The sequence below is a fragment of the Streptomyces sp. NPDC046203 genome (assembly GCF_040646255.1).
In the GTDB taxonomy this organism is placed as follows: Bacteria; Actinomycetota; Actinomycetes; order Streptomycetales; family Streptomycetaceae; genus Streptomyces.
In genome coordinates this window covers 23369-46166 of record NZ_JBEYZX010000022.1, presented here as the reverse complement: position 1 = coordinate 46166, position 22798 = coordinate 23369, and the positions used below count along the sequence as shown (strand labels likewise).

Annotated in this window: 24 protein-coding genes; 14 read left to right on the top strand and 10 right to left on the bottom strand. The window is 72.5% G+C overall.

All coding sequences use genetic code 11. From position 1 onward, the window contains the following. Positions 1 to 124: 124 nt before the first annotated feature. Positions 125 to 310 carry a hypothetical protein gene (locus ABZ990_RS18005; RefSeq protein ID WP_361231941.1) on the top strand — a complete coding sequence of 62 codons (186 nt, stop codon included), beginning with the start codon at positions 125 to 127 and terminating at the stop codon, positions 308 to 310. Positions 311 to 389: 79 nt separating this feature from the next. Here the strand turns inward: ABZ990_RS18005 and ABZ990_RS18000 are convergent, their stop codons facing one another. Further along, entirely contained in the window at positions 390 to 1151 is a 762-nt protein-coding gene (locus ABZ990_RS18000; protein ID WP_361231939.1) for a phosphoglyceromutase, read from the bottom strand. A 167-nt stretch (positions 1152 to 1318) separates the two neighbouring features. On the opposite strand from ABZ990_RS18000, the gene ABZ990_RS17995 reads away from it, so the two are divergent. Then, entirely contained in the window at positions 1319 to 2770 is a 1452-nt protein-coding gene (locus tag ABZ990_RS17995; RefSeq protein ID WP_361231938.1) for an MFS transporter, read from the top strand. 71 nt (positions 2771 to 2841) lie between these two features. Here ABZ990_RS17995 and ABZ990_RS17990 read toward each other — a convergent pair whose 3' ends face one another. Next, positions 2842 to 3348, bottom strand: a complete 507-nt coding sequence (locus tag ABZ990_RS17990) for a YbjN domain-containing protein (RefSeq protein WP_361231936.1) — start codon at positions 3346 to 3348, stop codon at positions 2842 to 2844. Next, the gene (gene mshA, locus ABZ990_RS17985; RefSeq protein ID WP_361231934.1) at positions 3341 to 4717 is read right to left on the bottom strand and encodes a D-inositol-3-phosphate glycosyltransferase; all 1377 of its coding nucleotides are present in this window, start codon (positions 4715 to 4717) and stop codon (positions 3341 to 3343) included. The genes ABZ990_RS17990 and mshA overlap by 8 nt, the downstream gene beginning before the upstream one ends. A gap of 562 nt (positions 4718 to 5279) precedes the next feature. Between mshA and ABZ990_RS17980 the strand changes: the two genes are divergently transcribed. The 3 genes from ABZ990_RS17980 to ABZ990_RS17970 all read left to right on the top strand — a co-directional run bounded on the left by ABZ990_RS17980 (position 5280) and on the right by ABZ990_RS17970 (position 9230). After that, entirely contained in the window at positions 5280 to 6077 is a 798-nt protein-coding gene (locus tag ABZ990_RS17980; RefSeq protein ID WP_361231932.1) for a class I SAM-dependent methyltransferase, read from the top strand. 406 nt (positions 6078 to 6483) lie between these two features. Further along, the gene (locus ABZ990_RS17975) at positions 6484 to 7539 is read left to right on the top strand and encodes an NlpC/P60 family protein (protein WP_361231930.1); all 1056 of its coding nucleotides are present in this window, start codon (positions 6484 to 6486) and stop codon (positions 7537 to 7539) included. A 371-nt stretch (positions 7540 to 7910) separates the two neighbouring features. Then, a complete protein-coding gene (locus ABZ990_RS17970) occupies positions 7911 to 9230 on the top strand; it encodes a fused response regulator/phosphatase (RefSeq protein ID WP_361231928.1) in 1320 nt (439 codons plus the stop codon). A gap of 94 nt (positions 9231 to 9324) precedes the next feature. Here the strand turns inward: ABZ990_RS17970 and ABZ990_RS17965 are convergent, their stop codons facing one another. The 3 genes from ABZ990_RS17965 to ABZ990_RS17955 form a co-directional block, all read right to left on the bottom strand. Next, positions 9325 to 9684, bottom strand: coding sequence for a DUF2516 family protein (locus tag ABZ990_RS17965; protein ID WP_361231926.1), 360 nt, complete (start codon positions 9682 to 9684; stop codon positions 9325 to 9327). A gap of 248 nt (positions 9685 to 9932) precedes the next feature. Further along, positions 9933 to 10445, bottom strand: coding sequence for a hypothetical protein (locus tag ABZ990_RS17960; RefSeq protein WP_361231924.1), 513 nt, complete (start codon positions 10443 to 10445; stop codon positions 9933 to 9935). 32 nt (positions 10446 to 10477) lie between these two features. Continuing rightward, positions 10478 to 10867, bottom strand: a complete 390-nt coding sequence (locus ABZ990_RS17955; protein WP_361231922.1) for a helix-turn-helix transcriptional regulator — start codon at positions 10865 to 10867, stop codon at positions 10478 to 10480. A 202-nt stretch (positions 10868 to 11069) separates the two neighbouring features. Between ABZ990_RS17955 and ABZ990_RS17950 the strand changes: the two genes are divergently transcribed. From ABZ990_RS17950 to ABZ990_RS17930, 5 genes are all read left to right on the top strand, one after another. Then, complete coding sequence (locus ABZ990_RS17950) at positions 11070 to 11702, top strand: hypothetical protein (RefSeq protein ID WP_361231920.1); 633 nt, start codon at positions 11070 to 11072, stop codon at positions 11700 to 11702. Positions 11703 to 11865: 163 nt separating this feature from the next. Further along, complete coding sequence (locus ABZ990_RS17945) at positions 11866 to 12135, top strand: hypothetical protein (RefSeq protein WP_361231919.1); 270 nt, start codon at positions 11866 to 11868, stop codon at positions 12133 to 12135. Beyond that, the gene (locus ABZ990_RS17940) at positions 12132 to 12497 is read left to right on the top strand and encodes a hypothetical protein (protein WP_361231917.1); all 366 of its coding nucleotides are present in this window, start codon (positions 12132 to 12134) and stop codon (positions 12495 to 12497) included. The genes ABZ990_RS17945 and ABZ990_RS17940 overlap by 4 nt, the downstream gene beginning before the upstream one ends. A gap of 86 nt (positions 12498 to 12583) precedes the next feature. After that, positions 12584 to 13321, top strand: coding sequence for an ATP-grasp domain-containing protein (locus tag ABZ990_RS17935; protein ID WP_361232026.1), 738 nt, complete (start codon positions 12584 to 12586; stop codon positions 13319 to 13321). An 86-nt stretch (positions 13322 to 13407) separates the two neighbouring features. Next, positions 13408 to 14349, top strand: a complete 942-nt coding sequence (locus tag ABZ990_RS17930; protein ID WP_361231915.1) for an aminoglycoside phosphotransferase family protein — start codon at positions 13408 to 13410, stop codon at positions 14347 to 14349. A gap of 40 nt (positions 14350 to 14389) precedes the next feature. On the opposite strand, the gene ABZ990_RS17925 is transcribed toward ABZ990_RS17930, so the two are convergent. Continuing rightward, positions 14390 to 15028 carry a DUF6461 domain-containing protein gene (locus ABZ990_RS17925; protein ID WP_361231913.1) on the bottom strand — a complete coding sequence of 213 codons (639 nt, stop codon included), beginning with the start codon at positions 15026 to 15028 and terminating at the stop codon, positions 14390 to 14392. A gap of 228 nt (positions 15029 to 15256) precedes the next feature. Between ABZ990_RS17925 and ABZ990_RS17920 the strand changes: the two genes are divergently transcribed. Then, a complete protein-coding gene (locus tag ABZ990_RS17920) occupies positions 15257 to 16579 on the top strand; it encodes an FAD-dependent oxidoreductase (protein WP_361231911.1) in 1323 nt (440 codons plus the stop codon). A gap of 4 nt (positions 16580 to 16583) precedes the next feature. Beyond that, positions 16584 to 17501: an RNA polymerase sigma-70 factor gene (locus ABZ990_RS17915; RefSeq protein WP_361231909.1), complete on the top strand. Its 918-nt coding sequence runs from the start codon at positions 16584 to 16586 to the stop codon at positions 17499 to 17501. 91 nt (positions 17502 to 17592) lie between these two features. Here ABZ990_RS17915 and ABZ990_RS17910 read toward each other — a convergent pair whose 3' ends face one another. Both ABZ990_RS17910 and ABZ990_RS17905 read right to left on the bottom strand, forming a co-directional pair. Next, positions 17593 to 18537 carry a hypothetical protein gene (locus tag ABZ990_RS17910; protein WP_361231907.1) on the bottom strand — a complete coding sequence of 315 codons (945 nt, stop codon included), beginning with the start codon at positions 18535 to 18537 and terminating at the stop codon, positions 17593 to 17595. A 43-nt stretch (positions 18538 to 18580) separates the two neighbouring features. Further along, a complete protein-coding gene (locus ABZ990_RS17905) occupies positions 18581 to 20914 on the bottom strand; it encodes an excinuclease ABC subunit UvrA (protein WP_361232024.1) in 2334 nt (777 codons plus the stop codon). Between the two features lie 274 nt (positions 20915 to 21188). Here ABZ990_RS17905 and ABZ990_RS17900 point away from each other — a divergent pair, with 274 nt between their 5' ends. After that, complete coding sequence (locus ABZ990_RS17900; RefSeq protein WP_361232022.1) at positions 21189 to 21569, top strand: helix-turn-helix transcriptional regulator; 381 nt, start codon at positions 21189 to 21191, stop codon at positions 21567 to 21569. Positions 21570 to 21689: 120 nt separating this feature from the next. Further along, positions 21690 to 22130, top strand: coding sequence for a VOC family protein (locus ABZ990_RS17895; RefSeq protein ID WP_361231905.1), 441 nt, complete (start codon positions 21690 to 21692; stop codon positions 22128 to 22130). 31 nt (positions 22131 to 22161) lie between these two features. Here the strand turns inward: ABZ990_RS17895 and ABZ990_RS17890 are convergent, their stop codons facing one another. Next, positions 22162 to 22692, bottom strand: coding sequence for an HAD domain-containing protein (locus tag ABZ990_RS17890; protein ID WP_361231903.1), 531 nt, complete (start codon positions 22690 to 22692; stop codon positions 22162 to 22164). Between the last annotated feature and the right edge of the window lie 106 nt (positions 22693 to 22798).

Below are 22798 nucleotides of genomic sequence, written 5' to 3'. Positions count from 1 at the left end.
TGCGAGAATCTCGCGACCGCGCATAAAGTTCACCACGAATGGAAAGACCGCCCCGGCCAGGGGGCGGTCTTTAGCTCCATTCATGCCCAGCCCTGCACAGGACGAGAACACGTAGGAGGAGTCGATGGTACCGCCCATCGTTCGAATCGACATAGCCCCTCGGCACTCACCCGCGCCCATCACCGCCGGCGCACTCGGGGTCATCGCTCTGTGGGTCAACATGCCCTGGGAGTACGTGGCCCCGGCAGCGTTCCTGATCGTGGCCCGCGTCAGGATCCGCGTCGGACCTGCGGCCCGCCGCGCCGCCTGACGCCCCACAGACGGCCCACGGGTATGCACATGGCCCCCACTCGCGGAGAAACCGCAGGTGGGGGCCATGATCACGTGAATTACTTCTTCTTGCCCTGGTTCTTCACGGCCTCGATGGCGGCCGCCGCGGCCTCCGGGTCGAGGTAGGTGCCGCCCGGGTTGAGCGGCTTGAAGTTCTCGTCGAGCTGGTAGCTCAGCGGGATGCCGGTCGGGATGTTGAGGCCCGCGATGTCGGTGTCCGAGATGCCGTCGAGGTGCTTGACGAGCGCGCGCAGGCTGTTGCCGTGGGCGGCGACCAGGACCGTGCGGCCGGCCAGCAGGTCCGGGACGATGCCGTCGTACCAGTACGGCAGCATGCGCTGGACGACGTCCTTCAGGCACTCGGTGCGCGGACGGAGCTCCGGCGGGATCGACGCGTAGCGGGCGTCGCCGGCCTGGGAGTACTCGTTGTCGTCGGCGAGGGCCGGCGGCGGGGTGTCGTACGAGCGGCGCCACATCATGAACTGCTCCTCGCCGAACTCGGCGAGGGTCTGCGCCTTGTCCTTGCCCTGGAGCGCGCCGTAGTGGCGCTCGTTCAGACGCCAGGAGCGGTGCACCGGGATCCAGTGGCGGTCGGCGGACTCCAGCGCGAGCTGCGCCGTGCGGATCGCGCGCTTCTGGAGGGAGGTGTGGAGCACGTCGGGCAGCAGGCCGGCGTCCTTGAGCAGCTCACCGCCGCGGACCGCCTCCTTCTCGCCCTTCTCGGTGAGATTGACGTCCACCCAGCCGGTGAACAGGTTCTTGGCGTTCCACTCGCTCTCGCCGTGGCGGAGGAGGATCAGCTTGTACGGTGCGTCGGCCATGCGTACGAGCCTAGACGACGCCGGTCAGCGGGCCCCGCATGCCCGACGATTGACGCGCACCGTCAATTCACTGGCGTCCGGGACGGCCGCTGCGTAAGTTACGAGAGCCATTAGAGGCACTTACACGCAGCACGATCACACAGCACGCCGCAGGGGGCCGCCCGCTCATGTCCATCGCCGCACTCAGACGTTCCGCACGCGCGACGGTGTCGGGCTTTCCCGGGGGCTTCTGGTGGCTCTGGCTGTCGACCCTGGTCAACCGGACCGGCGCCTTCGTCCTCACCTTCCTCTCCCTCTATCTGACCCAGGAACTCGGCCACTCCGCCTGGTTCGCCGGACTCGTCGTCGCCCTGCACGGCCTCGGCGGCGTCGTCGGATCCCCGCTCGGCGGCTCGCTGACCGACCGCTGGGGCCGCCGGCCCACCATGGTCGCCATGCACCTGGCGGCGGCCGTCTGCGCGGCACTGCTCGCGTTCGTCACCAGCGCCTGGGGCGTCGCGCTCGTCGTCCTGCTGATGGGCGTCGCCATGCAGGCCGTCCGGCCCGCGATCAACGCCGCCATCGCCGACCTCGTCCCCGCCGCCGAGGTCCGCCGCGCCTACGCGCTCAACTACTGGGCCCTCAACCTCGGCTTCGCCATCGCCGCCATCGGCGGCGGCGCCGCGGCCCTCCTCGGCTATCACACGCTCTTCCTGATCGACGCCACCGCCACCGTGCTGTGCGCGCTGATCGTCTTCCTCCGGCTGCCGGAGACCCGGCCCGAGGCCGTCACCGCCGTCACCGCCACGGCGGCGGACCTCGCCTCGAAGGGCACGGGGAAGGGTGCGCGGAAGGCCATGGGGAAGGGATCCGGGAAGCCGCGGGCCGAGTCCGAGGTCGGCATCGGCACCGTTCTGCGCGACGCGCCGTTCCGCACCCTGGTGACCCTCAACCTGCTGGTCTGCCTGGTGTTCACGGCCCCCTGGATCGGGCTGCCGCTCACCATGACCGCCAAGGGCCTCGACCCGTCCGCGTACGGTGTCGTCATCGCCGTCAACGGCATCGTGATCGTCGCGTTCCAGCTGCTGGTCAACCGGATCACGGACAAGCGCTCGCCCGTGATGCTCCTGACGGTCTCCTCGCTCCTCTTCGCCGCCGGCACCGGGGCCACCGCGCTCGCCGGGAACTCGGTCGCGTTCGCCGCGACCGTCGTCGTCTGGACGATCGGCGAGATGGTCCACGTCCCGACCAACGCCGCCGCCACCGCCCGGCTCGCGCCGGAGCACGCCCGCGGCCGCTACCAGGGCGTCATGGGCATGTCCTGGTCGGTCGCCGGGTTCGTCGCCCCGATCCTGGCCGGCTGGATCGTCGACGGTCCCGGTCCGGTCATCCTGTGGATCGCCTGCGCCGTGATCGGCGCCATCGCCGCCGTCGGCTACCAGACCCGGCTCCGCAGCGCCCTCGCCGACGCCGAGGGCTCCCCCACCGATGGCCCCAAGGACCTCGGTGACGACATCAGGGACGACCTCAGGGGTGGCGGTACGGGTGAGGGCGCGGGCACGGGCACGGGCGGCGGGAAGGGCGTGGAGGTTCCGGAGCCCCGGGCCGCCGCTGTCGCCGCCGCCGACGCCACCGTCTGAACCCTTACGGGTCTACGGGTCTACGGGTCTACGGGTCCGCTCGACCCGTAGCCCTCCCGGCCGGCGGGCGCTCAGCTCGCCGGCTTGCCCGTCAGGTTGCGGAAGGCGTCGAGGTTGCGGGTCGACTCCCCGCGCGACACCCGCCACTCGTACTCCCGCCGGATCGCCGTCGCGAACCCCAGCTCCAGGAGGGTGTTGAAGTCGCCGTCCGCCGCCTCCAGGACCGAGCCGAGCAGCCGGTCCAGTTCCTCCGGCGTGACGGCGGCCAGCGGCAGCTTGCCGGCCAGGTAGATGTCGCCGAGCCGGTCGATCGCGTAACCGACGCCGTACAGCTTGAGATTGCGTTCGAGCAGCCAGCGGTGGACGCCGGCCTCGTTCTCGTCCGGGTGGCGGACGACGAAGGCGTTGAGGGAGAGGGAGTGCCGGCCGGCGCGCAGCGACAGCGTCGTGAAGAGCTTGTGCGTGCCAGGGAGCCGTACGACGTAGGAGCCCGGTTCGGGGGACTCCCACTCCAGTTCCGCGTCCTTGAACGCGTCCTCGATGATCCGCCGGACGCCCTCGGTGTCGACCTCAGCCATGGTGCGAGCGTACGCGACGGCGCTGCTCGCGGTGTTCCCGGTGATCACGCAGCCGGTGGTCGTGGATGGCGGCCGTGTACACGTCCGCTGTCCGGCCCGCCGCCGCGTCCCAGCCGAACGAGCCGGCGTGCCGGGCCGCCGCCTCGCCCATCCGGGCGGACAGCTCCGCGTCGCCCGCGAACCGGGCGAGCATCCGGGCGTAGTCCGCCGGGTCGTGGCCCTGCACGAGGAAACCGGAGACCCCGTCCCGTACGGCCACGGGCAGACCGCCCACCGACGCCGCGACGACCGGGGTGCCCGCCGCCTGCGCCTCGATGGCGACCAGGCCGAAGGACTCGCTGTACGAGGGGACGACGAGCACGCTGGCCGCGCGGAACCAGTCCGCGAGCCGGTCCTGCCCCACCGGCGGCTGGAAGCGCACGACATCGCCGATGCCCAGCTTGGCGGCGAGCTTCTGGAGCTCCTCCGGCTTGGCGAGACCGCTGCCGCTCGGCCCGCCGACCACCGGCACCACCATCCGCGAGCGCAGCGACGGATCGCGTTCCAGCAGGAGCGCGATGGCGCGCAGCAGGATGTCCGGGGCCTTCAGCGGCTGGATCCGGCCCGCGAAGGCGGGGATGAAGGCGTCCGCGGGGAGCCCGAGACGGGCCCGGGCGGCGGCCCGGCCGTCGGCGGGGCGGAAGCGCTCCAGGTTGACGCCCGGGTGGACGACGGCGATCCGGGCCGGATCCGCCTCGTAGAAGCGGGCGAGTTCGCCGGCCTCCTCCGCCGTGTTGGCGATCATCCGGTCGGCCGCCGAGACGATCTGGGTCTCGCCGATCACGCGGGCGGCGGGCTCGGGCGTGTCGCCCTCCGCGAGCGCCGCGTTCTTGACCTTGGCCATGGTGTGCATGGTGTGGACGAGCGGGACGCCCCAGCGCTCGGCGGCCAGCCAGCCGACATGGCCGGAGAGCCAGTAGTGGGAGTGCACCAGGTCGTAGTGGCCGTGCCGGTGGCCCGCCCATGCCTGCATCACTCCGTGCGTGAACGCGCACAGCTGGGCCGGCAGCTCCTCCTTCGCCAGGCCCTCGTACGGGCCGGCGTCGACGTGCCGGACCAGGACACCGGGCGCCAGCTCGACCACCGGGGCGAGGCCGCCGGCGGTGGCCCGGGTGAAGATCTCGACCTCGACGTTGATCGCGGCGAGCCGCTTGGCCAGCTCGACGATGTAGACGTTCATACCGCCCGCGTCGCCGGTGCCCGGCTGGTGCAGGGGGGAGGTGTGCACGCTGAGCATGGCCACGCGGCGCGGCCCGCGCTGCCGGCCGGGGAGCCGGAGCCGGGGCGGCACCGCCAGAGTGCCGGCGAACCGGGACACGTACTGGCTCACGTCGGCGATCCTTCCGCTGTCGGGCTGGGGGGCGGGGCTGGGGCTGGCTCGGTCCGGGCGGGCCGGGGCCGGCGGTGGGGCCGGGCGGAGCGGACCGTTCCGGGCTGTCGGTCGGAGGCGGGCGGCGGGTCGGCTGGCGGCGTCGGTCGGCAGGCGGTGGGGCTGTCGGGGCCGGTCCGGCCCACCCTGGCGGGGCGGCGCGGGGGCGCCGACGCAAAGGCGTACCGAACAGGCGGGCGATCCCGCCCGCCAGCTCCGACAACACCGGGCCGGCTCGCTTTCATTTCCGCCACCTCGGGCGTTTTGCCAATTCCTTACCGTTCATTGTGCGGGTTCGCCCGAAAGTCATGGGTGGGTCAGGGACGAGTCAGGGGTGGGCCAGGGGCGCTCCAGGGGCGGGGTGCGGGTCGGTCACGGGGGTGCGCATGGGGGTGCGCATGGGGGTGTACGGGGAGCGGGAGCGGTTGCCCGGAGACGGTGTGCGGGGAGCGGGAGCGGTGTCCGGAGACGGTGCGCGGGGAGCGGGAGCGGTGTCCGCGGGCCCACCCCGTACGCTCGTCGTATGGCCCCGCGCACCACTCGCCCCGTCGGCACCGTCACCCGCGGGACCACCAATCCCAACCGGCTGCGCCGCCAGGACCGCTGGATCGCCGCCGTCCACGGCCCCGCACTGCGCCGCTCGGGCCCGCCCCCGCTCGCCGTCGACCTCGGGTACGGCGCCGCGCCCTGGACCGCCGTCGAACTGCTGGCGCGGCTGCGTACCGCCGACCCCCGCACCCGGGTCGTCGGCATCGAGATCGAGCCGGCCCGGGTCGCGGCGGCGCAGCCGTACGCGCGCGAGGGGCTGGAATTCCGGCATGGCGGCTTCGAGGTGCCGGTGCCCGGCGAGGTCGCGCTGATCCGGGCCGCGAACGTGCTGCGTCAGTACGACGAGGCGCAGGTCGCGGACGTCTGGGCGCGGCTGTGCGCCCGGCTCGCGCCGGAGGGGCTGCTCGTGGAGGGGACCTGCGACGAGATCGGCCGGCGGCACGTGTGGGTCGCGCTGGACCGGACCGGGCCGCGTACGGTCACCTTCGCCACCCGGCTCGGCTCCCTCGACCGGCCCTCCGACCTGGCCGAACGGCTGCCGAAGGCGCTCATCCACCGGAACGTGCCGGGCGAGCCGGTACACGCCTTCCTGCGGGACTTCGACCGGGCGTGGGCGGCGGCGGCGCCGTACGCCTCGTACGGGGCCCGGCAGCGGTGGATCCGTACCGTGCGCGACCTGGCGGCGGACTGGCCGGTGACGGACGGTCCGCGGCGGTGGCGGCAGGGCGAGATCACGGTGCGGTGGGAGGCGCTGGCGCCGGCCGGAGGCTGACGGCTGCACCGGCGACTCTCGTCGCCCCGACGCCCTGGCCACTCCCGACGCCGCCGGCACCCCTGCCGCCCCGGCCGCTCCCGTCACGTCCGGACACTCACTCCCGACACTCCCGGCACACCCGGCACACCCGGCACACCACCCTCCCCCGGCCTCGGAACCTCCGGGGGCGCGCACGGCGCGCACGCGGCGCGGAGCACTCGCGGGGAACGCACCACGCGTCGCACTCGTCCCTGAGAGGGGAACTGACCCCGCAGGCTCTGTGTCCCCCTGTTGCTTTCGGGGCTCTCATGGCACTATCGCGAAAGGTCACACCCAAGTTACTGACGGTAAGTCAGTTTTTGTCGACCGGCCGCACGCACGACCAGACCAGACACGGGTGCCGCGCGCGCCCGAGGGGGAGCCAGTGAACCGACACCGCCATGCCCTTGCCGCGTTCACCGTGGCCTGTGCCCTGACCGTGCTGGCCTCGCCCGCCCTCACCCTCCAGGCGACGGCGGCCCCGCTGCCCTCGCCGCCGCCGCTGCCGGAGAAGTCCCTGGAAGAGGTGCGGCTGGAGATCGACGGCCTCTACCGGGAGGCGGCCACCGCCACCGACGCCTACAACCTCGCCGAGGAACGCGCCAAGCGGCAGTCCGGCGAGATCGTGCGGCTGGCCCGGATGATCGAGAACGGCCGGAAGCGGATCGAGGGACTGAAGGCGCAGGCGGGCGCCGCGGCCCGGGCCCAGTACCGCAACGGCGGACTGCCGGAGGGCGCCCAGCTGGTCCTCACCAACGACCCCCAGCTCTTCCTCGACAACGCCGGCCGTCTGCAGGAGGGCCAGAAGGCCACCAAGGACCTGATCTCCGACCTGACCCGTACCCAGGACGAGCTGACCACGTACGCCAAGGAAGCCGGCGACAACTGGACCAAGCTGGAGGCCGGCCGGGTCAAGCAGGCCCAGGCGAAGAAGGAGATCAACGACAAGATAGAGGCGGCGAAGAAGCTGGAGTCCAAGCTCGCCGCCGACGAGCTGGCCCGGCTGCGCGCCCTGGAGCTGCGCGAGCAGAACCGGGCGCAGACCGCCTGGCTCGGCTCCGGCATACTCGCGGGCCTGAGCGACCGGACCAGCCCGGAGGCCAAGCGGGCGGTGGAGTTCGCCACCGCGCAGATCGGCAAGCCGTACGTGTGGGGGGCCGAGGGCCCGAACTCGTACGACTGCTCGGGGCTCACCCAGTCCGCCTGGATCGCCGCCGGCCGCACCATCCCGCGCACCTCGCAGGAGCAGTGGCGGCTGCTGCCGCACATCGACATCAAGGACATGCGACCCGGCGACCTGATCATCTACTTCCACGACGCGAGCCACGTCGGGATGTACGTGGGGGACGGCCGGATCGTGCACGCGCCGCGCCCGGGCCGGGACGTCACGATCACGGGCGCGGGGACGATGGACATCCTCGGCGTCGTACGACCGGGCTGACGGGTCCCGGCCCGCCCCCCTACGGGCCGGTCGGCCGGCCCAGGGCAGCGGGCGGTACGGATCGGCTGCCCCTACGGGTCGGCCGCCCCGGCACGAATCGGCTCTCCCCGCGTATCGGCCACCCCTAAGGGTCGGGCCGCCCTTACGGGTCGGCCGACCGGGCCGTTCCCTCCTGAACCGCGGCGTCCCGGCGAGTGACGTTCGTCATCGCCGACCGCCGCTTCCGGGGTGCCCGTAAGGCGGCTACCTCCCCTTCCGTGGCATATGCCATACGAATCGGGCGCTTCCCGGCCCGTCCGGCGTTCCCCGGCGGACGGCGCACCCACTAGGGTCGGTCCCCGGCCCTCGGGGGGAGGGAAGGAAACAGACCGATGCCCGTACCCGTACCGCGCCAGAGGACCGAGACTCTCGCGGCACCGGCACCCGGAACGCACGGCGCCGCCGGCGACCTCACCCTGCTGGTCGTCGAGGACGACCCGGCGGGCGCCCTCGCCGTACCCGAGTTGCTCGACGCGGCAGGCACCCGCGTCCGCATCCGTACCGCCCGCAACCTCACCGAGGCGGAGCGGCTGCTCACCGACGACGTGCACTGCGTCCTCGTCGACCTCGCCCTGACCGATCCGCGCGCGGCCACCGCCGACGACCCGCTCGCGCCGCTGCGGCACGTCCTGCGTCTCGCGCCGCGCCACGCCGTCCTCGCCCTCGCGCCGTCCGCGGACGCGGAACTCGCGGCCGAGGCGGTACGGGTCGGCGCCCAGGACCACCTCTTCCGCGAGGAACTGGACGGGCGGGTGCTCAGCCGCGCCATCCGGTACGCGGTCGAACGCAAGCGGGCGGACGTCGTCCAGGTCAAGCTCACCGAGTCCCGGCTGCGCGCCCAGGAGAACGCCCGCCTGGAGCGCGGGCTGCTGCCGACGCCCCTGCTCGACGGTTCCGATCTGCGCTTCGCCGCCCACTACCGGCCCGGCCGGTCCCGGGCGCTGCTCGGCGGCGACTTCTACGACACCGTCCGTACCTCCGACGGCACCGTCCACGCCATGATCGGCGACGTCTGCGGCCACGGCCCCGACGAGGCCGCGCTCGGCGTCGCCCTGCGGATCGCGTGGCGCGCGCTGATCTTCGCGGGGCTGTGCGGCGACGAGCTGCTCTCCACCCTCCAGCAAGTCCTGGAGCACGAACGCGAGAGCGACGAGATCTTCGCGACCCTCTGCACCCTCGACATCGCCCCCGACGGCCGGCGCGCCGGGCTGTGTCTGGCGGGCCACCCCTCCCCGCTGATCGCCCGGCACGGGCGGGCGGCCCAGCTGCTGCCGTACGAGGACGGGGGGCCGGCCCTCGGGCTGCTGCCGCGTGCCCGCTGGCCGCGCCGGCAGGTGGACCTCGGGGCGTCCTGGAGCCTGCTGATGTACACGGACGGCCTGATCGAGGGGCGTTCGGCGGGCCCGGGCTCGCCGCGACTCGGGCAGGAGGGGATGCTCGACATGATCAACCGGCAACTGGCGGCGGGGCTGCGCGGCGAGCCGCTCCTGGAGGCGGCCGTCACCGAGGTGCGATCGCTCAACGGCGGCGAGCTGACGGACGACGTGGCCGTGCTGGCCCTGGACCGGCTGGATGCCGCCGCCGGGCCGGGGGTCCTCGCGGGTCCGGGAACCGGGACCCTGGCGGCGGAACGCGGCAGGGCCTGGGGATAAGCCCCCAGGCCCTGTGCCTACCGTTCGGTCCCCTCGTGTCCGCGTCGGGTCCCGGGTTGTTTCGGGTGCCGACGCCGGGTGTCAGTGCCGGGTGTCAGCGGCCGCCGTTGTAGGGGCCGTACGGGCCGTCGCTGCTGGAACCGCCGCCGCGGCGGCCGCCGCCGCCGGTGACATCGCGCAGCGCGGGCCGTACATCGACCATGAAGACGATGGCGGCGACGAGCCCCGCGATCTGGAACATCATGAACATCGGCCCGAGCACCCACGCGCCCACCAGGTTGACGGCGAGATTGCCCCCGAGCAGCAGCAGCCAGAACTTCTTCGTCTTCTTGTCAGCGGCACGATAGGCGTCCTCACGGCCGAGGGCGGCGAAGACGAGCGCGATGACGGCCATGCCGAGAAGGACGTACCTGATCACGTCCCACAGGGCGCTGTTGAAGTGGTCCATCAGCATGCTGGGCACCGCCTTGAGGAGCTGGAGGGGGAGCGTGGGGCGAGGGTGACGGGGCGGGGAAAAGAAAGGGAAAGCCGCCTCCCGGCCAAGGTACCTCGTACGGCGCGGCGGGCACGGGTGGACGGCGGATGGCTGACCGGTCCGGACGGCCCGGACGGCCCGGACGGACGACCGAGGACGCAATCACGCCCCGCCCGCTCGTCCGCCCGCTCGTCCCGCCCGGTGCCTGACGGCCCTGCCGGCCGCGGCTACTCCGCGCCGTCCGCCGCTTCCGCCGCCACGGTCTTCTTGCGGGCCGCCTCGGGCTCGGCGACCGGCTCGGTCACCAGCACCGGCTCGGTGACGGGCTCGGTCACCGGCTCCGGCTCGACGGCGATGGCGATCTCGGTGCTCTCCTCGGCGTCGTCGCCGCGCCACGTCCGGACGGTCTCCTCGCCGTGCGCGGCGAGCTCCTCGTACTTCTCGCGCGCCTTGACCGCGTACTCGGCGGCTACGCCGACCCCGCGCAGCGCCAGGTCCTGGGCCTGCTCGCCCAGCTTCTTCAGGTCGGTGTCGAGGCCGCCGACGAACTCGGCGAACTTCGCCTGCGCCTTCTCCTGCACCGCCTTCGGGTCCGCCTTCCGTACGGCCTCGATCCGCGCCGGCGCCTCGGCAGCCAGCTGCTCGATCAGCCCGGGCACCTTCTTGGCCTGCTGCACGGCGAGGTCGGCGGTGCCGGCGGCGAAGTAGAGAGGGGTGCGCAGTTCGTCGATGATGGCCATGGTCGTGGTCCTCCCAGAGGTTCTACGAGGTGCTACGTATCGGTGGACTGCCGGGCGGCGTTCTCCGCCGCCTTCTCGGCGGCGTTCTCCTTGCGGAAGGAGTCGTAGATCTGGAGCAGCACCTGCTTCTGCCGCTCGTTGATCGAGGGATCGGCCAGGATGACGGCACGCGTCTCCAGCTCCTCCCGCTCCTTCTCGTCGAGGATCCCGGCTTGCACGTACAGCGTCTCGGCGGAGATCCGCAGGGCCTTCGCGACCTGCTGGAGCACCTCGGCGCTGGGCTTGCGGAGCCCCCGCTCGATCTGACTCAGATACGGATTCGACACGCCCGCGGCGTCGGCGAGCTGCCGCAGGGACAACTGTGCGGTCCGCCGCTGTTCGCGGAGGTACTCACCGAGATTGCCGACGTTGAGCGATGCCATGCTCCGACCCTGCCACCCGTTGCTAACTATTGCAAGCAGACGCTTGCAATAGTTCTGTCACAGCCGCTCTGACTGAGTGTGTGACCGAGTGCCTCAGTCGGCGAGTGAGCCGTTGAGCTGGCGAGCCGAGTCACGTGGACGGCCAGGGCTGCAGGAAGGGCCGGCTACCCACTCCAGCGGGAACCTTGCGAGGATCTTCGTCATGGCCTCGTCTCCCATCGACCAAGACCGCTCCATCGATCCCTTCTCCGGGATCGGTGATGCCGTCCTGGTCGTGGCGGACAAGCGAAGAGGCCTGGTCGCCGTGGCCGGCGCGCACGAGTACGACGAGGCGAAGACGGTCGGTGCCTTCCACGTCACCGACCGCGCCCGCCGCCGCCATCTGCTGTACTCGCGGCACCCCGTGAACGCGATGGCCTTCCACCCGACCCTCCCCCTGCTCGCCGTGGGATCCGGCAAGTACGACGGCGGCTACTACTTCGAGGGAGAGCTCTTGCTCCTCCACCTGGAGACCGGTACCGCCCTGTCACTCATCGAGCATCACCTCGGCCGCCAGGTCCTCGGGCTGGAGTGGCTGAACGATCAGGACCTCCGTGTCCTGATGGCGCCACCCGACGACTGGAAGGACGGACAGGCCCACGAGGAAGGTCACATCGCCGTGGTGCGCCGCGCCGACTGGATCGCGGTCGAAGCCAAGTCGCTCACCGGCCGCGACCTGGCCGGCCCTCGCGTGCCGGCGCCCCGCCCAGACCACCGGGAAGCCGCCCGCCAGGCGGTCGCCCGTCTGACGGCGCCGCAGACGCGCCGACACCACACCAGCCGAGCACACGAGTGAGGACAGGCTGACGCTCAACTCGCCAACTGGGGCGCTCGGTCACAGCCGTCAGGGCGCTGCCGCCACCGGCCGGGGCCAAACGGTGCTGAAGGATCTCGCTGAAGGCAACCCGGCCCCCTCCTCCGCTCGCATACGCAGACTTCCACCGGGCTATGTTCGAGCGGTGGAGACCCCGGAGATCATCGTCAAGCTCACCCCGGACGAGGCACTGGTCCTGTCGGACTGGCTGGAGCGAGTACAGATGACGGACCTCGACCGTCTCGTCGACGACAGCGCGGTCTGGGCACCCCTTCACCGCATCGCCGGAACGCTCGACAAGTCCCTGCCGGAGATCTTCGCGGCGGACTACGTCGAACGCCTGGAAGCCGCCCGCCGCAGGCTTCGTCCGGCTCCGGACGACGACGCCGATGACCATGAGGAGGCGGACGCATGAACCCGCTCGCGGAAATGACCGAGCGCGAGTACTTCGCCCATGTCGGCCGACGCCCCGGCATGTTCGTCGGCAAGTCCTCCTTCCACCTGCTGGCCGCGTTCCTGACCGGCTACGACCAGCACGCCCGCCGGCATGACGGGAACGGGCTCACCGGCTGGCACGACTGGCTCCTCGCCCGTCGAGGCCGCGACTGCAGCCACGCCTGGCCCGGCCAGGTCCTCCACATTGCCTTCCCGAACGGCTGGGACGACTTGTGGAGCCTTCCGCCTGAGGACGAACAGCACGCGATCAAGGTCCTGTTCGAGCTCCTCGACGAGTTCGCCGCCGAGCGCGAAGCGGCCCAGGGCACACGATGCTCGTGACCGCGTACGGAGACGGGTTCCTGGCGGTGGCGCCGCAGCGCACCTCGACGCGCGAGTTGCTCGCGGCGGCGGCGCGGCGGCGGGGGATGGCGGTGGAGGTGCTTCCCGTTCCCTCCCGCGACGGCGTGGTGGCGGTGGACGCGGGTGGGCGGACCGGTGGGCACTACTACGGCGGGCCCGCCTTCGGCGCGCGGGTCGTGGACGCCCTCGGGGTCGCGCTTCTGGAGCCCTCCGACGACTGGCTCGCCTCGCTGCCCCTCGCGTACACCGGGCGGCGGATCACCCTGGCGACCCTGGGCGAGGCGCGCCGGCTGACCCGGCCCGCGTTCGTCAAACCGCCGAGCGACAAGAGCTTCCCGGCCGCCGTGTACGCCGACGGCGGCCGGCTCCCCGTACGGCCGGAGCTTCCGCCGGACCTGCCGGTGCAGATCGCGGACGTGGTGACCTGGGCGGCGGAGTTCCGGCTGTTCGTGCTCGACGGCGAGGTCCGGACGGGCTCGCAGTACGCCACCTTCGGCCGGCTGGACGCCCGGCCGCTGGACGGGCACCAACAGGAAGGCGCTGTCCTGGAGTTCGCCGCCGGCCTCCTGGACGCTTGCGGCGACGGTCTGCCCGGCGCGGTGGTCATGGACGTCGGGTTGCTGACCCCGGCCGGGAGCGGTGGGGGCGCGGGTGGTCAATGGGCCGTGGTCGAGGCGAACATGGCGTGGTTCAGCAACTGTTACGCCGCCGATCCCGACCAGGCCCTGGACGTCGTCCTGCGCGCCGCCGGGCCCCGGACCCGACTGGCCGAACGCGACCGCCGGTTCTGCCGGCATCTGTGACCGGCCCTCCTTCCGTACGCCGGCCCCGTCCGTACACCCGGAAAGTCGGTTGGCTCCGGTCCTCCCCAGCGGTGAGACTGCCGAGTGTGACGCTTCACGAGAACGAGATCCCGGCCGACGAGACGCTCGTCCGCTCGCTGCTGGCGGCGCAGCGGCCGGAATGGGCCGACCTGCTGCTGTCCCCCGCGGGCGCGGGTACCGACAACAGCATGTACCGGCTGGGCGACGACCTGCTCGTACGGCTTCCGCGTACCGCCGACAAACAGCGGGCGCTGCGGAAGGAGCGGGCGTGGCTGCCCCGGCTGGCGCCCCATCTGCCGCGCCCGGTCCCCGAGCCCGTCCACGCCGGGGAGCCCACCGACGCGTTCCCGCTGATCTGGTCCGTCTACCGCCGGCTCGACGGCGCCGAGGCCGGCCCGGACACCGTCCAGGGCTGGGGCGCGTTCGGGGCCGATCTGGCGGAGTTCGTACGGGAGTTGCACCGTGCCGACCTCATGGGGGCGACCCGCGAGGACGGCCTCGACTGGTACCGCGGCGGCAGTCTCAAGCCCTGCGACACATGGGTCACCGACGCGTTCGAGGACTGCCGGCGACTGGCGGGCCCCGGCTCCCTCGGTCTCGCCCTCGACCCCGCCCCCGCTCTTGATGTCGACACCCTGGAGGAGCTGTGGCGGGACGGGCTCGCGCTGCCCGATTCCCCGGCTCCCCAGGGGTGGTTGCACGGCGACCTCAAGCCGTCCAACCTCCTGGTCCAGGACGGCCGGCTCCACGCGGTCATCGACTTCGGCGGACTCTCGATCGGCTTCCCCGACGCCGAGCACGCCACCGTCTGGGACCTGCCGACCCCAGCCCGGCAGGCCTACTGGGACGCCCTGGACCTCGACGACGCGACCTGGACCCGAGCCCGCGCCTGGGCGGTCGCGGTGGCCGTCAGCGGCATCGCCTACTACTGGGACACCTTCCCCGCCTTCGTCGCCGAATGCCGCGCCCGCGTCGCTTCGATCCTGGACGATGCCGCGAAGCGCTAACGGTCCCCTGCCCCTCCCCCATGGCTCGACAGCCCGATGCTCAGACGTCCATGTCCGGGGTGCCGCGCACCGCGTACGCCGGGAGGCAGGCGTCCCGCAGCACGGACGGGGAGAGGGAGAGGCCGAAGCGCCGCTCGACGACGCCGAGGGTGCGGCGGGCGGCGGCCTCCCCGAGGCCGTCGGCCTCCTGGGCGGCGGACATCGCCCCGTCTGGGCGGAGGACACCACCGGCGACGAGGTCGGGGAGCAGCAGATCGGGTTCCTCGCCCCAGCGCCGGATCTCCTCGCCGAGGCCGAACCCGCACCGCTCCACGCCGTCCCGGGCGTAGGACACGGTGGCGGGCGGGTGTTCCGCGACCGGTACGAAGTGGAGGGCCTCGACGCCGTCGCGGGAGACCTCCGCGAGCCGCTCGGTGCCGGTCGAGTCCCCGTATTCCACGGCGAACGCCCAGCCGTTCTGCTCGCCGACGCGGATGACGCCGTCGTCGTCCTCCTCGCCCGGCCGGTACCACTCGCCGAGGTCCCACGCGTCGGCGTCGTCGATGGGCTCGGTGGCGCCGTCCGGGTCCGCGCCCAGCCGGACGGCGAGCTCGGTCGCGGAGATCCCCCGGGCGAACACGATGCCGGAGGTGGCGTCCCGCCCCGCCAGCCACTGGATGCCGTCGTGTTCCGCTGTCATGCCGTTCCCTCTCGCCGCCGTGTTCCCGCCGGGCCGATGCGCTTCTGCCGGGCCGATGGGCTTCCGCGGGCCGATGCGTTTCCGCTGGTCAGAAGGACTGTAGGCGGCACCACCGACAGTCGGCGGACCGCGACCGGATGTGAGCCGCGACACAAGCTGTCACAGGCGTCACGGACCTGGTGTCTTGAGGCCGAACCCTGAAACACAGGGGGACGGAGGAGGGACACCATGAACACCGAGAACAGCACCGGCACCGGCACCAAGGCCAGCGCCGAGACCCGGGTCGTCGTGATCGGCGGCGGATACGCGGGTGTGATCGCCGCCAACCGGCTCACCCAGAACCCCCGGGTCCGCGTCGAACTCGTCAACCCGCGCCCCGACTTCGTCCAGCGGATCCGGCTGCACCAGCTGGCCGGCGGTACGCACGCGGCGGTCGCCGACTACCGGCAGCTGTTGAGCGGGCGGGTCCGGCTCGTCGTCGGCACCGTGACCAGAATCGACGCCTCCGCGCGGGAGTTGACGCTCGTGCCGCCCGACGAGGGCACGACCGAGAACGGGAGTGAGAGCGCGAACAAGGAGGAGCGGACGCTCCGTTACGACTATCTCGTCTACGCGGTCGGCAGCGGCAGCGCGGCCCCGGACGTGCCGGGGGCCGCCGAGTTCGCGTACCCGCTCGCCAGCCTGGAGGAGACCCGACGGCTGCGGACGGTCCTCGACGCCACGCCCGCCACGCACACGATCACCGTCGTCGGCGCCGGCCCCACCGGCATCGAGACGACGGCCGAACTCGCCGAGCAGGGCCGCCGGGTGACCCTGGCCTGCGGCGGGACGCTCGGCCCGTATCTGCACCCGAAGGCCCGGCGCGCGGTGGCCCGCCGGCTGACCGCGCTCGGGGTGACCGTGCTCGCGGGGCCCGGTACACGGGTCGCCGCTGTGGCGCGCGAGAGCGTCACGCTCGCCGACGGGCGCGAGCTGCCGAGCGCGGTGACCGTGTGGACCGCCGGGTTCACGGTGCCGGACCTCGCCGCCCGCAGCGGGCTGCGGACCGACGCCCTCGGGCGGCTGCTCACCGACGAGACGCTGACCAGCGTCGACGACGACCGGATCGTCGCCGCCGGCGACTCGGCGGCCCCGTCCGGTCTGCCGCTGCGGATGAGCTGCCAGATCGCGATGCCGCTCGGCGCGCACGCCGCCGACACCGTGCTGCGCCGGATCGGGGACGAGCAGGCGAAGCCGATCGCGATGGGCTTCGCCGGGCAGTGCCTGAGCCTGGGGCGCCGGACCGGGCTGTTCCAGATCTCGCACACGAACGACGTCGCGCGCTGGATCCACATCTCCGGGCGGCCCGGGGCGCATCTGAAGGAGTCCATCTGCGCCGGCATCGTCAAGCAGATGGTGCGGGAGGGGAAGAAGCCCGGTTCGCTGAAGTGGGAGTGGGCGAAGGACTCGAAGCGCGCGGAGCAGCTGCGTACGCGGGCCGCCACCGGGCAGGATCACAAGGCTGTAGCCTCCGACTCCGCCGCCAACTCCGCTGATATCAAACTGAACTGACGCTATGTCACTCTTCTGGAAGGATTCCGTCGTGGATGCCGCCGACCCGGCGACCGAGAGCTTCGTCGCCCATCGCAACCTGCTCTTCACCGTCGCGTACGAGATGCTCGGGTCGGCGGCCGACGCCGAGGACGTCCTCCAGGAAACCTGGCTGCGCTGGTCCGGCGTCGACCTGACGGAGGTCCGCGACCAGCGCGCGTACCTGGTCCGGATCACCACCCGGCAGGCCATCAACCGGATGCGGACGATGAGCCGCCGCAAGGAGTCGTACGTCGGCCCGTGGCTGCCCGAACCGCTGCTCACCTCCCCCGACGTGGCGCAGGAGGTCGAACTCGCCGAGAGCGTGTCGATGGCCCTGATGCTGGTCCTGGAGACGCTGGCGCCGACGGAACGGGCCGTGTTCGTGCTGCGCGAGGTGTTCGACGTCGGGTACGAGGAGATCGCCGCCGCCGTCGGCAAGACCCCGGCCGCCGTCCGCCAGATCGCCCACCGCGCGCGCCGCCACGTCGAGGCCCGCCGCCCCCGCGAGGTCGTCCCGGCGAAGGTCACCCGCGCGGCTCTCGACTCCTTCCACGGCGCCCTCGTCACGGGCGATCTCCAGGCCCTGCTCGACGTCCTGGCCCCCGATGTCGTCCTGCTCGGCGACGGCGGCGGCATCAAGCAGGCGGCCCGCCGCCCGGTCCTCGGCGCGGACAAGGTGGCGCGCTTCCTGCTGGGCGGCATCGGCAAGCACGGCGTCGCCTTCTCCGGGACGCCGACCCTCGTCAACGGCGCACCGGGCCTGATCATCACGGTCGGCGGCGAGGTCGAAGGCGTCCTGGCGTGTCACGTCGAGGGCGACCGGATCGCCGGCCTGTACTTCGTCCGCAACCCCGAGAAGCTGACCCGGATCGGGGAGGAGACGCCCCTGTCGCTGCGCTGACGGCGGCTCGGGGGCTGACCGTGGCTCGGGCGCGGCTCCGGTCCCGGCGGCTCGGCGGTTCCGGGGTACGGCTCCTGCGTACGATTCCGGTCTACGGCTCCGAGGGCGACGGCCCGTCCCACGTACCGAGCGCCCGGGCCAGCTCGTCGTTCTGCTCCCGGGTGATGCCCGCCGCGAGCCGCACGCCGGAGCGCGGGCTCCACTCACCGTCGCAGTGCAGGATGCCGGGGTACGGCTCCCCGCCGCCCGACAGCGGGGACGCCTCGGCGGGTGCCCAGGTGACGGGCTCCCACAGCGGGTGGTCGGTCAGGAGCAGGCGCGCGAGCCGCCGCACGCCCGCGCCCGGGGCACCCACCCGCACGAGGGCGTCGGCGACCATGTCGACGGCCTCCGCGGGCAGGTCCTCCTCGCCGAGTACGGGCAGCAGAAGCAGCAGCCGGGCATCCGCGTCCCGTACGGCGGAACCCCTGAGGGTTCCGGAACCCCCGGACTCGGGGTCGATCTCGGGGTCGGACTCAGGGCCAGGGTCAGGCTCAGGGCCAGGGTCGGAGTCAGGGCCAGGGTCGGAGTCAGGGGTACGGGCGATATGGACCAGCTCCCGCCAGGCGAGGCCCGGACCGGCCTGGTGGCCGTCGATCGTGGCCAGATGGCCGGTGCGGTCCCAGGCGGGGTGCGTGACGACGTACTCCGTCCCCTGGTCCTCGGGCATGTTCCGGCCCAGCACCACCACCGAGTGACCGCCGCCGAACGGAATCCTGAAGACCGGCCACCGCTCCGGGTCGCTCAACGCCTCGTAGGCGGCGTCCATGTCGGCCTCGTCCACCCCGAACCAGCCCGGATCCGGCTCCAGTTCCGATTCCGATTCCGATTCCGGATCCTCGTCCGCCAAGGCGCCCTCGCCCTCGCCCTCGCTCTCGCCCTCCGTGAGCCAGAGCAGATACGCCGCCCAGAAGCCCGGCAGACCGAGCAGCGCCTCTCCCCCGACGAGCGGCGCGTCCTCGTAGTCGGCGCCGTAGGCGCCTTCGTGCCCGTTCAACTCTCCGCACCCATGCCCTTGTCCAGCCGCCGGCGTCAGGCGGTCACTCTCCCACGTACCGCGCCAGGTGCTCCCCCGTCAGGGTGGACCGTGCCGCCACCAGCTCCGCCGGGGTGCCCTCGAAGACGATCCGGCCGCCGTCGTGGCCCGCGCCCGGCCCGAGGTCGATGATCCAGTCGGCGTGGGCCATGACGGCCTGGTGGTGCTCGACCACGATGACCGACTTCCCGGAGTCGACCAGCCGGTCGAGCAGCCCCAAGAGCTGTTCCACATCGGCGAGATGGAGGCCGGCGGTGGGCTCGTCCAGGACGTACACGCCGCCCTTGTCGCCCATGTGCGTGGCCAGCTTGAGCCGCTGCCGCTCGCCGCCCGAGAGGGTGGTCAGCGGCTGGCCGAGGGTGAGATAGCCGAGGCCGACGTCGGCGAGCCGCGTGAGGACGCGGTGCGCGGCGGGCGTCCGGGCCTCGCCGTCGCCGAAGAAGGCGACGGCCTCGTCCACCGGCATCGCGAGGACCTCGGCGATGTTCCGGCCGCCGAAGCGGTAGTCGAGCACCGCCGCCTGGAACCGCCGGCCCTCGCACTCCTCGCACTCCGTCGCGACCCCGGCCATCACCGCCAGGTCGGTGTAGACGACCCCCGCGCCCTTGCAAGTCGGGCAGGCGCCTTCCGAATTGGCGCTGAAGAGCGCCGGTTTCACGCCGTTGACCTTGGCGAACGCCTTGCGGATCGGGTCGAGCAGCCCCGTGTACGTGGCCGGGTTGCTGCGCCGCGAGCCGCGGATCCCGCTCTGGTCGACCGACACCACGCCCTCGCCCGCCGGGATCGAGCCGTGCACCAGCGAACTCTTCCCGGAGCCGGCCACCCCGGTCACCACCGCGAGGACGCCGAGCGGGATGTCGACGTCGACGCCCCGCAGGTTGTTCGCGCTCGCGCCGCGGATCGCGAGGACGCCGTCCGGCTGCCGTACGGCGTCCTTGTCCTTGACGCGGGCGCGGTCGCCGAAGTGCCGCCCGGTGACCGTGTCGCTGTCCTTCAGCCCGGCCACCGTGCCCTCGAAGCAGACGCTGCCGCCCGCCGTACCGGCGCCCGGCCCGAGGTCCACCACATGGTCGGCGATCGCGATCGTCTCCGGCTTGTGCTCGACGACGAGCACCGTGTTGCCCTTGTCGCGCAGCCGCAGCAGCAGCGCGTTCATGCGCTGGATGTCGTGTGGGTGCAGCCCGGTGGTCGGCTCGTCGAAGACGTACGTGACGTCGGTGAGCGACGACCCGAGGTGCCGCACCATCTTCACGCGCTGCGCCTCGCCGCCCGACAGGGTCCCGGCGGGGCGGTCGAGCGCGAGATAGCCGAGCCCGATCTCCACGAACGAGTCGAGGGTCTGCCGCAGATTCGCGAGCAGCGGCGCGACCGAGGGGTCCTCGATCCCCCGTACCCACTCCGCCAGATCGCTGATCTGCATCGCGCAGGCGTCCGCGATGCTCACCCCGTCGATCTTCGCCGACCGCGCGCCCTCGTTCAGGCGGGTGCCGTCGCACTCGGGGCAGGTGGCGAAGGTGACCGCGCGCTCCACGAAGGCCCGGACGTGCGGCTGGAGCGAGTCGATGTCCTTGGAGAGGATCGACTTGCGCAACTTGGGGATCAGGCCCTCGTAGGTGAGGCTGACGCCGTCGACTTTGATCTTGGTCGCCTCGCGGTGGAGCAGGTCGTTCAGCTCGCGCTTGGTGTACCGGGCGATCGGCTTGTCCATGTCGAAGTAGCCGCTGCCGGCGAAGATCCGGCCGTACCAGCCGTCCATGCTGTAGCCGGGGATGGAGAGCGCGCCGTCGGCGAGCGACTTCGTGTCGTCGTACAGCGCCGTCAGATCGATGTCGGAGACCGCGCCCCGGCCCTCGCAGCGCGCGCACATGCCGCCGGTGACGGTGAACTCGCGGCGCTCCTTCACCGTCCGCCCGCCCCGCTCGAACGCGACCGCGCCCGCCCCGCTGATCGAGGCGACATTGAACGAGAACGCCTTCGGGCCGCCGATGTGCGGCGTCGCGAGCCGGCTGAAGAGGATGCGCAGCATGGCGTTGGCGTCGGTGGCGGTGCCGACGGTGGAGCGCGGGTCGCCGCCCATGCGGCGCTGGTCGACGCTGATGACGGTGGTCAGACCGTCGAGGACGTCGACGTCGGGGCGGCCGAGGGAGGGCATGAAGCCCTGGACGAAGGTGCTGTACGTCTCGTTGATCAGGCGCTGCGACTCGGCGGCGATCGTGTCGAAGACCAGGGAGCTCTTGCCGGAACCCGAGACTCCGGTGAAGACGGTGAGCCGGCGCTTCGGGATCTCGATCCCGATGTCCTTGAGGTTGTTCTCGCGCGCGCCGTGGACGCGGATCATGTCGTGGCGGTCGGCGGCGTGCGGGGTGTTCGTGTCCGTGCTCGTCGTGCTCGTGCCCGTCTTCGTGCCCGTCTTCGTGCTCATGCTGCGGCGTCTCCCTGGTCTCGGCCTCGCGGCCAGGCTAGGCGCGCGGGGACAGGGAAGGCTTCTCCATTCCTGACTTCCCGACTTCCCGACTTCCTGACTTCCGGCTCCCGCTCCGGCCCCGGTGCGGCAGGCTGGGCGCGTGACTCCGACCCTCGACGACCTCGTGAGACTGCGCCACGCGCGCGACATGATGGACCGCGACTACGCAGAGCCGCTGGACGTCCCGGCCCTGGCGCGGGCCGCGCTGATGTCACCGGGCCACTTCTCGCGCAGCTTCCGGGCCGCGTACGGGGAGACGCCGTACGGCTACCTCATGACACGCCGCGTGGAGCGGGCCAAGACGCTGCTGCGGCGGGGCGATCTGAGCGTCACCGAGGTCTGCTTCGCGGTCGGCTGTACGTCGCTGGGGTCGTTCAGCTCGCGCTTCACGGAACTCGTCGGGGAGAGCCCGAGCGCGTACCGGGCACGCGATCACGAGGCGGGGGAGGCGATCCCGGGGTGCGTGGCGATGTACCTGACACGGCCCACCCGGGCGGGAGCGACGGGGCGGCCGGGGGCGGCGGGCTGACGGGGCGGGGCGGGCTGACAGGTCGGGGCAAGGCTGACGGGTCAGTCGGCCCGCGCCGGATCCGGAACCGGTCAGGAATGGAGAAGCGAACCGCCCGGCCGGGCTCGTAGCGTCGACGCCATGAACACCGACACCAGCCACACCGGCCACGCCATCAACCTCGCCCAGTGCTTCATCGCCGTGGACGACCACGACAAGGCGCTCGCCTTCTACCGCGACGCCCTCGGTCTGGAGGTCCGCAAGGACGTCTCCTTCGAGGGCATGCGCTGGGTGACCGTCGGCTCGCCCGAGCAGCCGGACGTCGAGATCGTCCTCGAACCGCCGCTCGCCGACCCGAACGCCCCCGCCGCCGACCGTCAGGCCGCCGCCGAACTGCTCGCCAAGGGCATGCTGCGGGGCGTCAACTTCCGTACGGACGACGTGGACGCGACCTTCGAGCGGGTCCGCGCGGCGGGCGGCGACGTCCTCCAGGAGCCGATGGACCAGCCGTACGGGACGCGGGACTGCGCGTTCCGGGACCCGGCGGGCAACATGCTGAGGTTCAGCCAGCCGCGAGGGTGAGCCGGGGAAGGCGGGGGGGCCGGGTGCGTACTCAATCGCTCCCGTACGCCACCTGGTCCACCCATGCCGTGACCGCCGTGTAGTCGGCGTCGCCGAGCCCGGTACGCGGGTCGACGCGGTGCAGCAGGGCCGGGGCCGGGTGGTGGGCCGTGGCCCAGGCGCGGTCGGCGGGGCCGATCTCGTCGTCGAGCCACACGTACGGCCGCCCGCCGGCCCACACCGACAGCGGGCGGGTCTTCCAGTGGAGGCCCGCCCGCACGTTCTCCAGGTCCGCCCAGTCGGCCAGATCCCCCGGGCCCTCCTCCGGCCAGTCGACCACCGGCAGCGGCGGCAGCCCGAGCCGGGGCGCCATGATCTCGTTCGCCTCGTCGCCCCACGTCGTCGCCCAGACCAGCTCGCAGCCGAGCGCGGCGAGCCGGGGGCCGTGCGCGGGATCCACCCGGTACAGGAGGGGATGGGAGCCGGGCGGCGGGACAGGGGGGTGGGAGGGGTACGTGTACGAGGGCGGGGCGCCGAACGGGATCAGGGGACCGTCGACGTCCAGGAACAGCAGAGGCCGCATGCCGCCCAGGGTGTCACCGTTCCAGCGACCGCCGCGCGGCCCCGCCCGGACCGCCACGGCTTCCGCGTCCGGGCGTCCCCGTTCAGACCCCGTCAGTTCTCGTTAG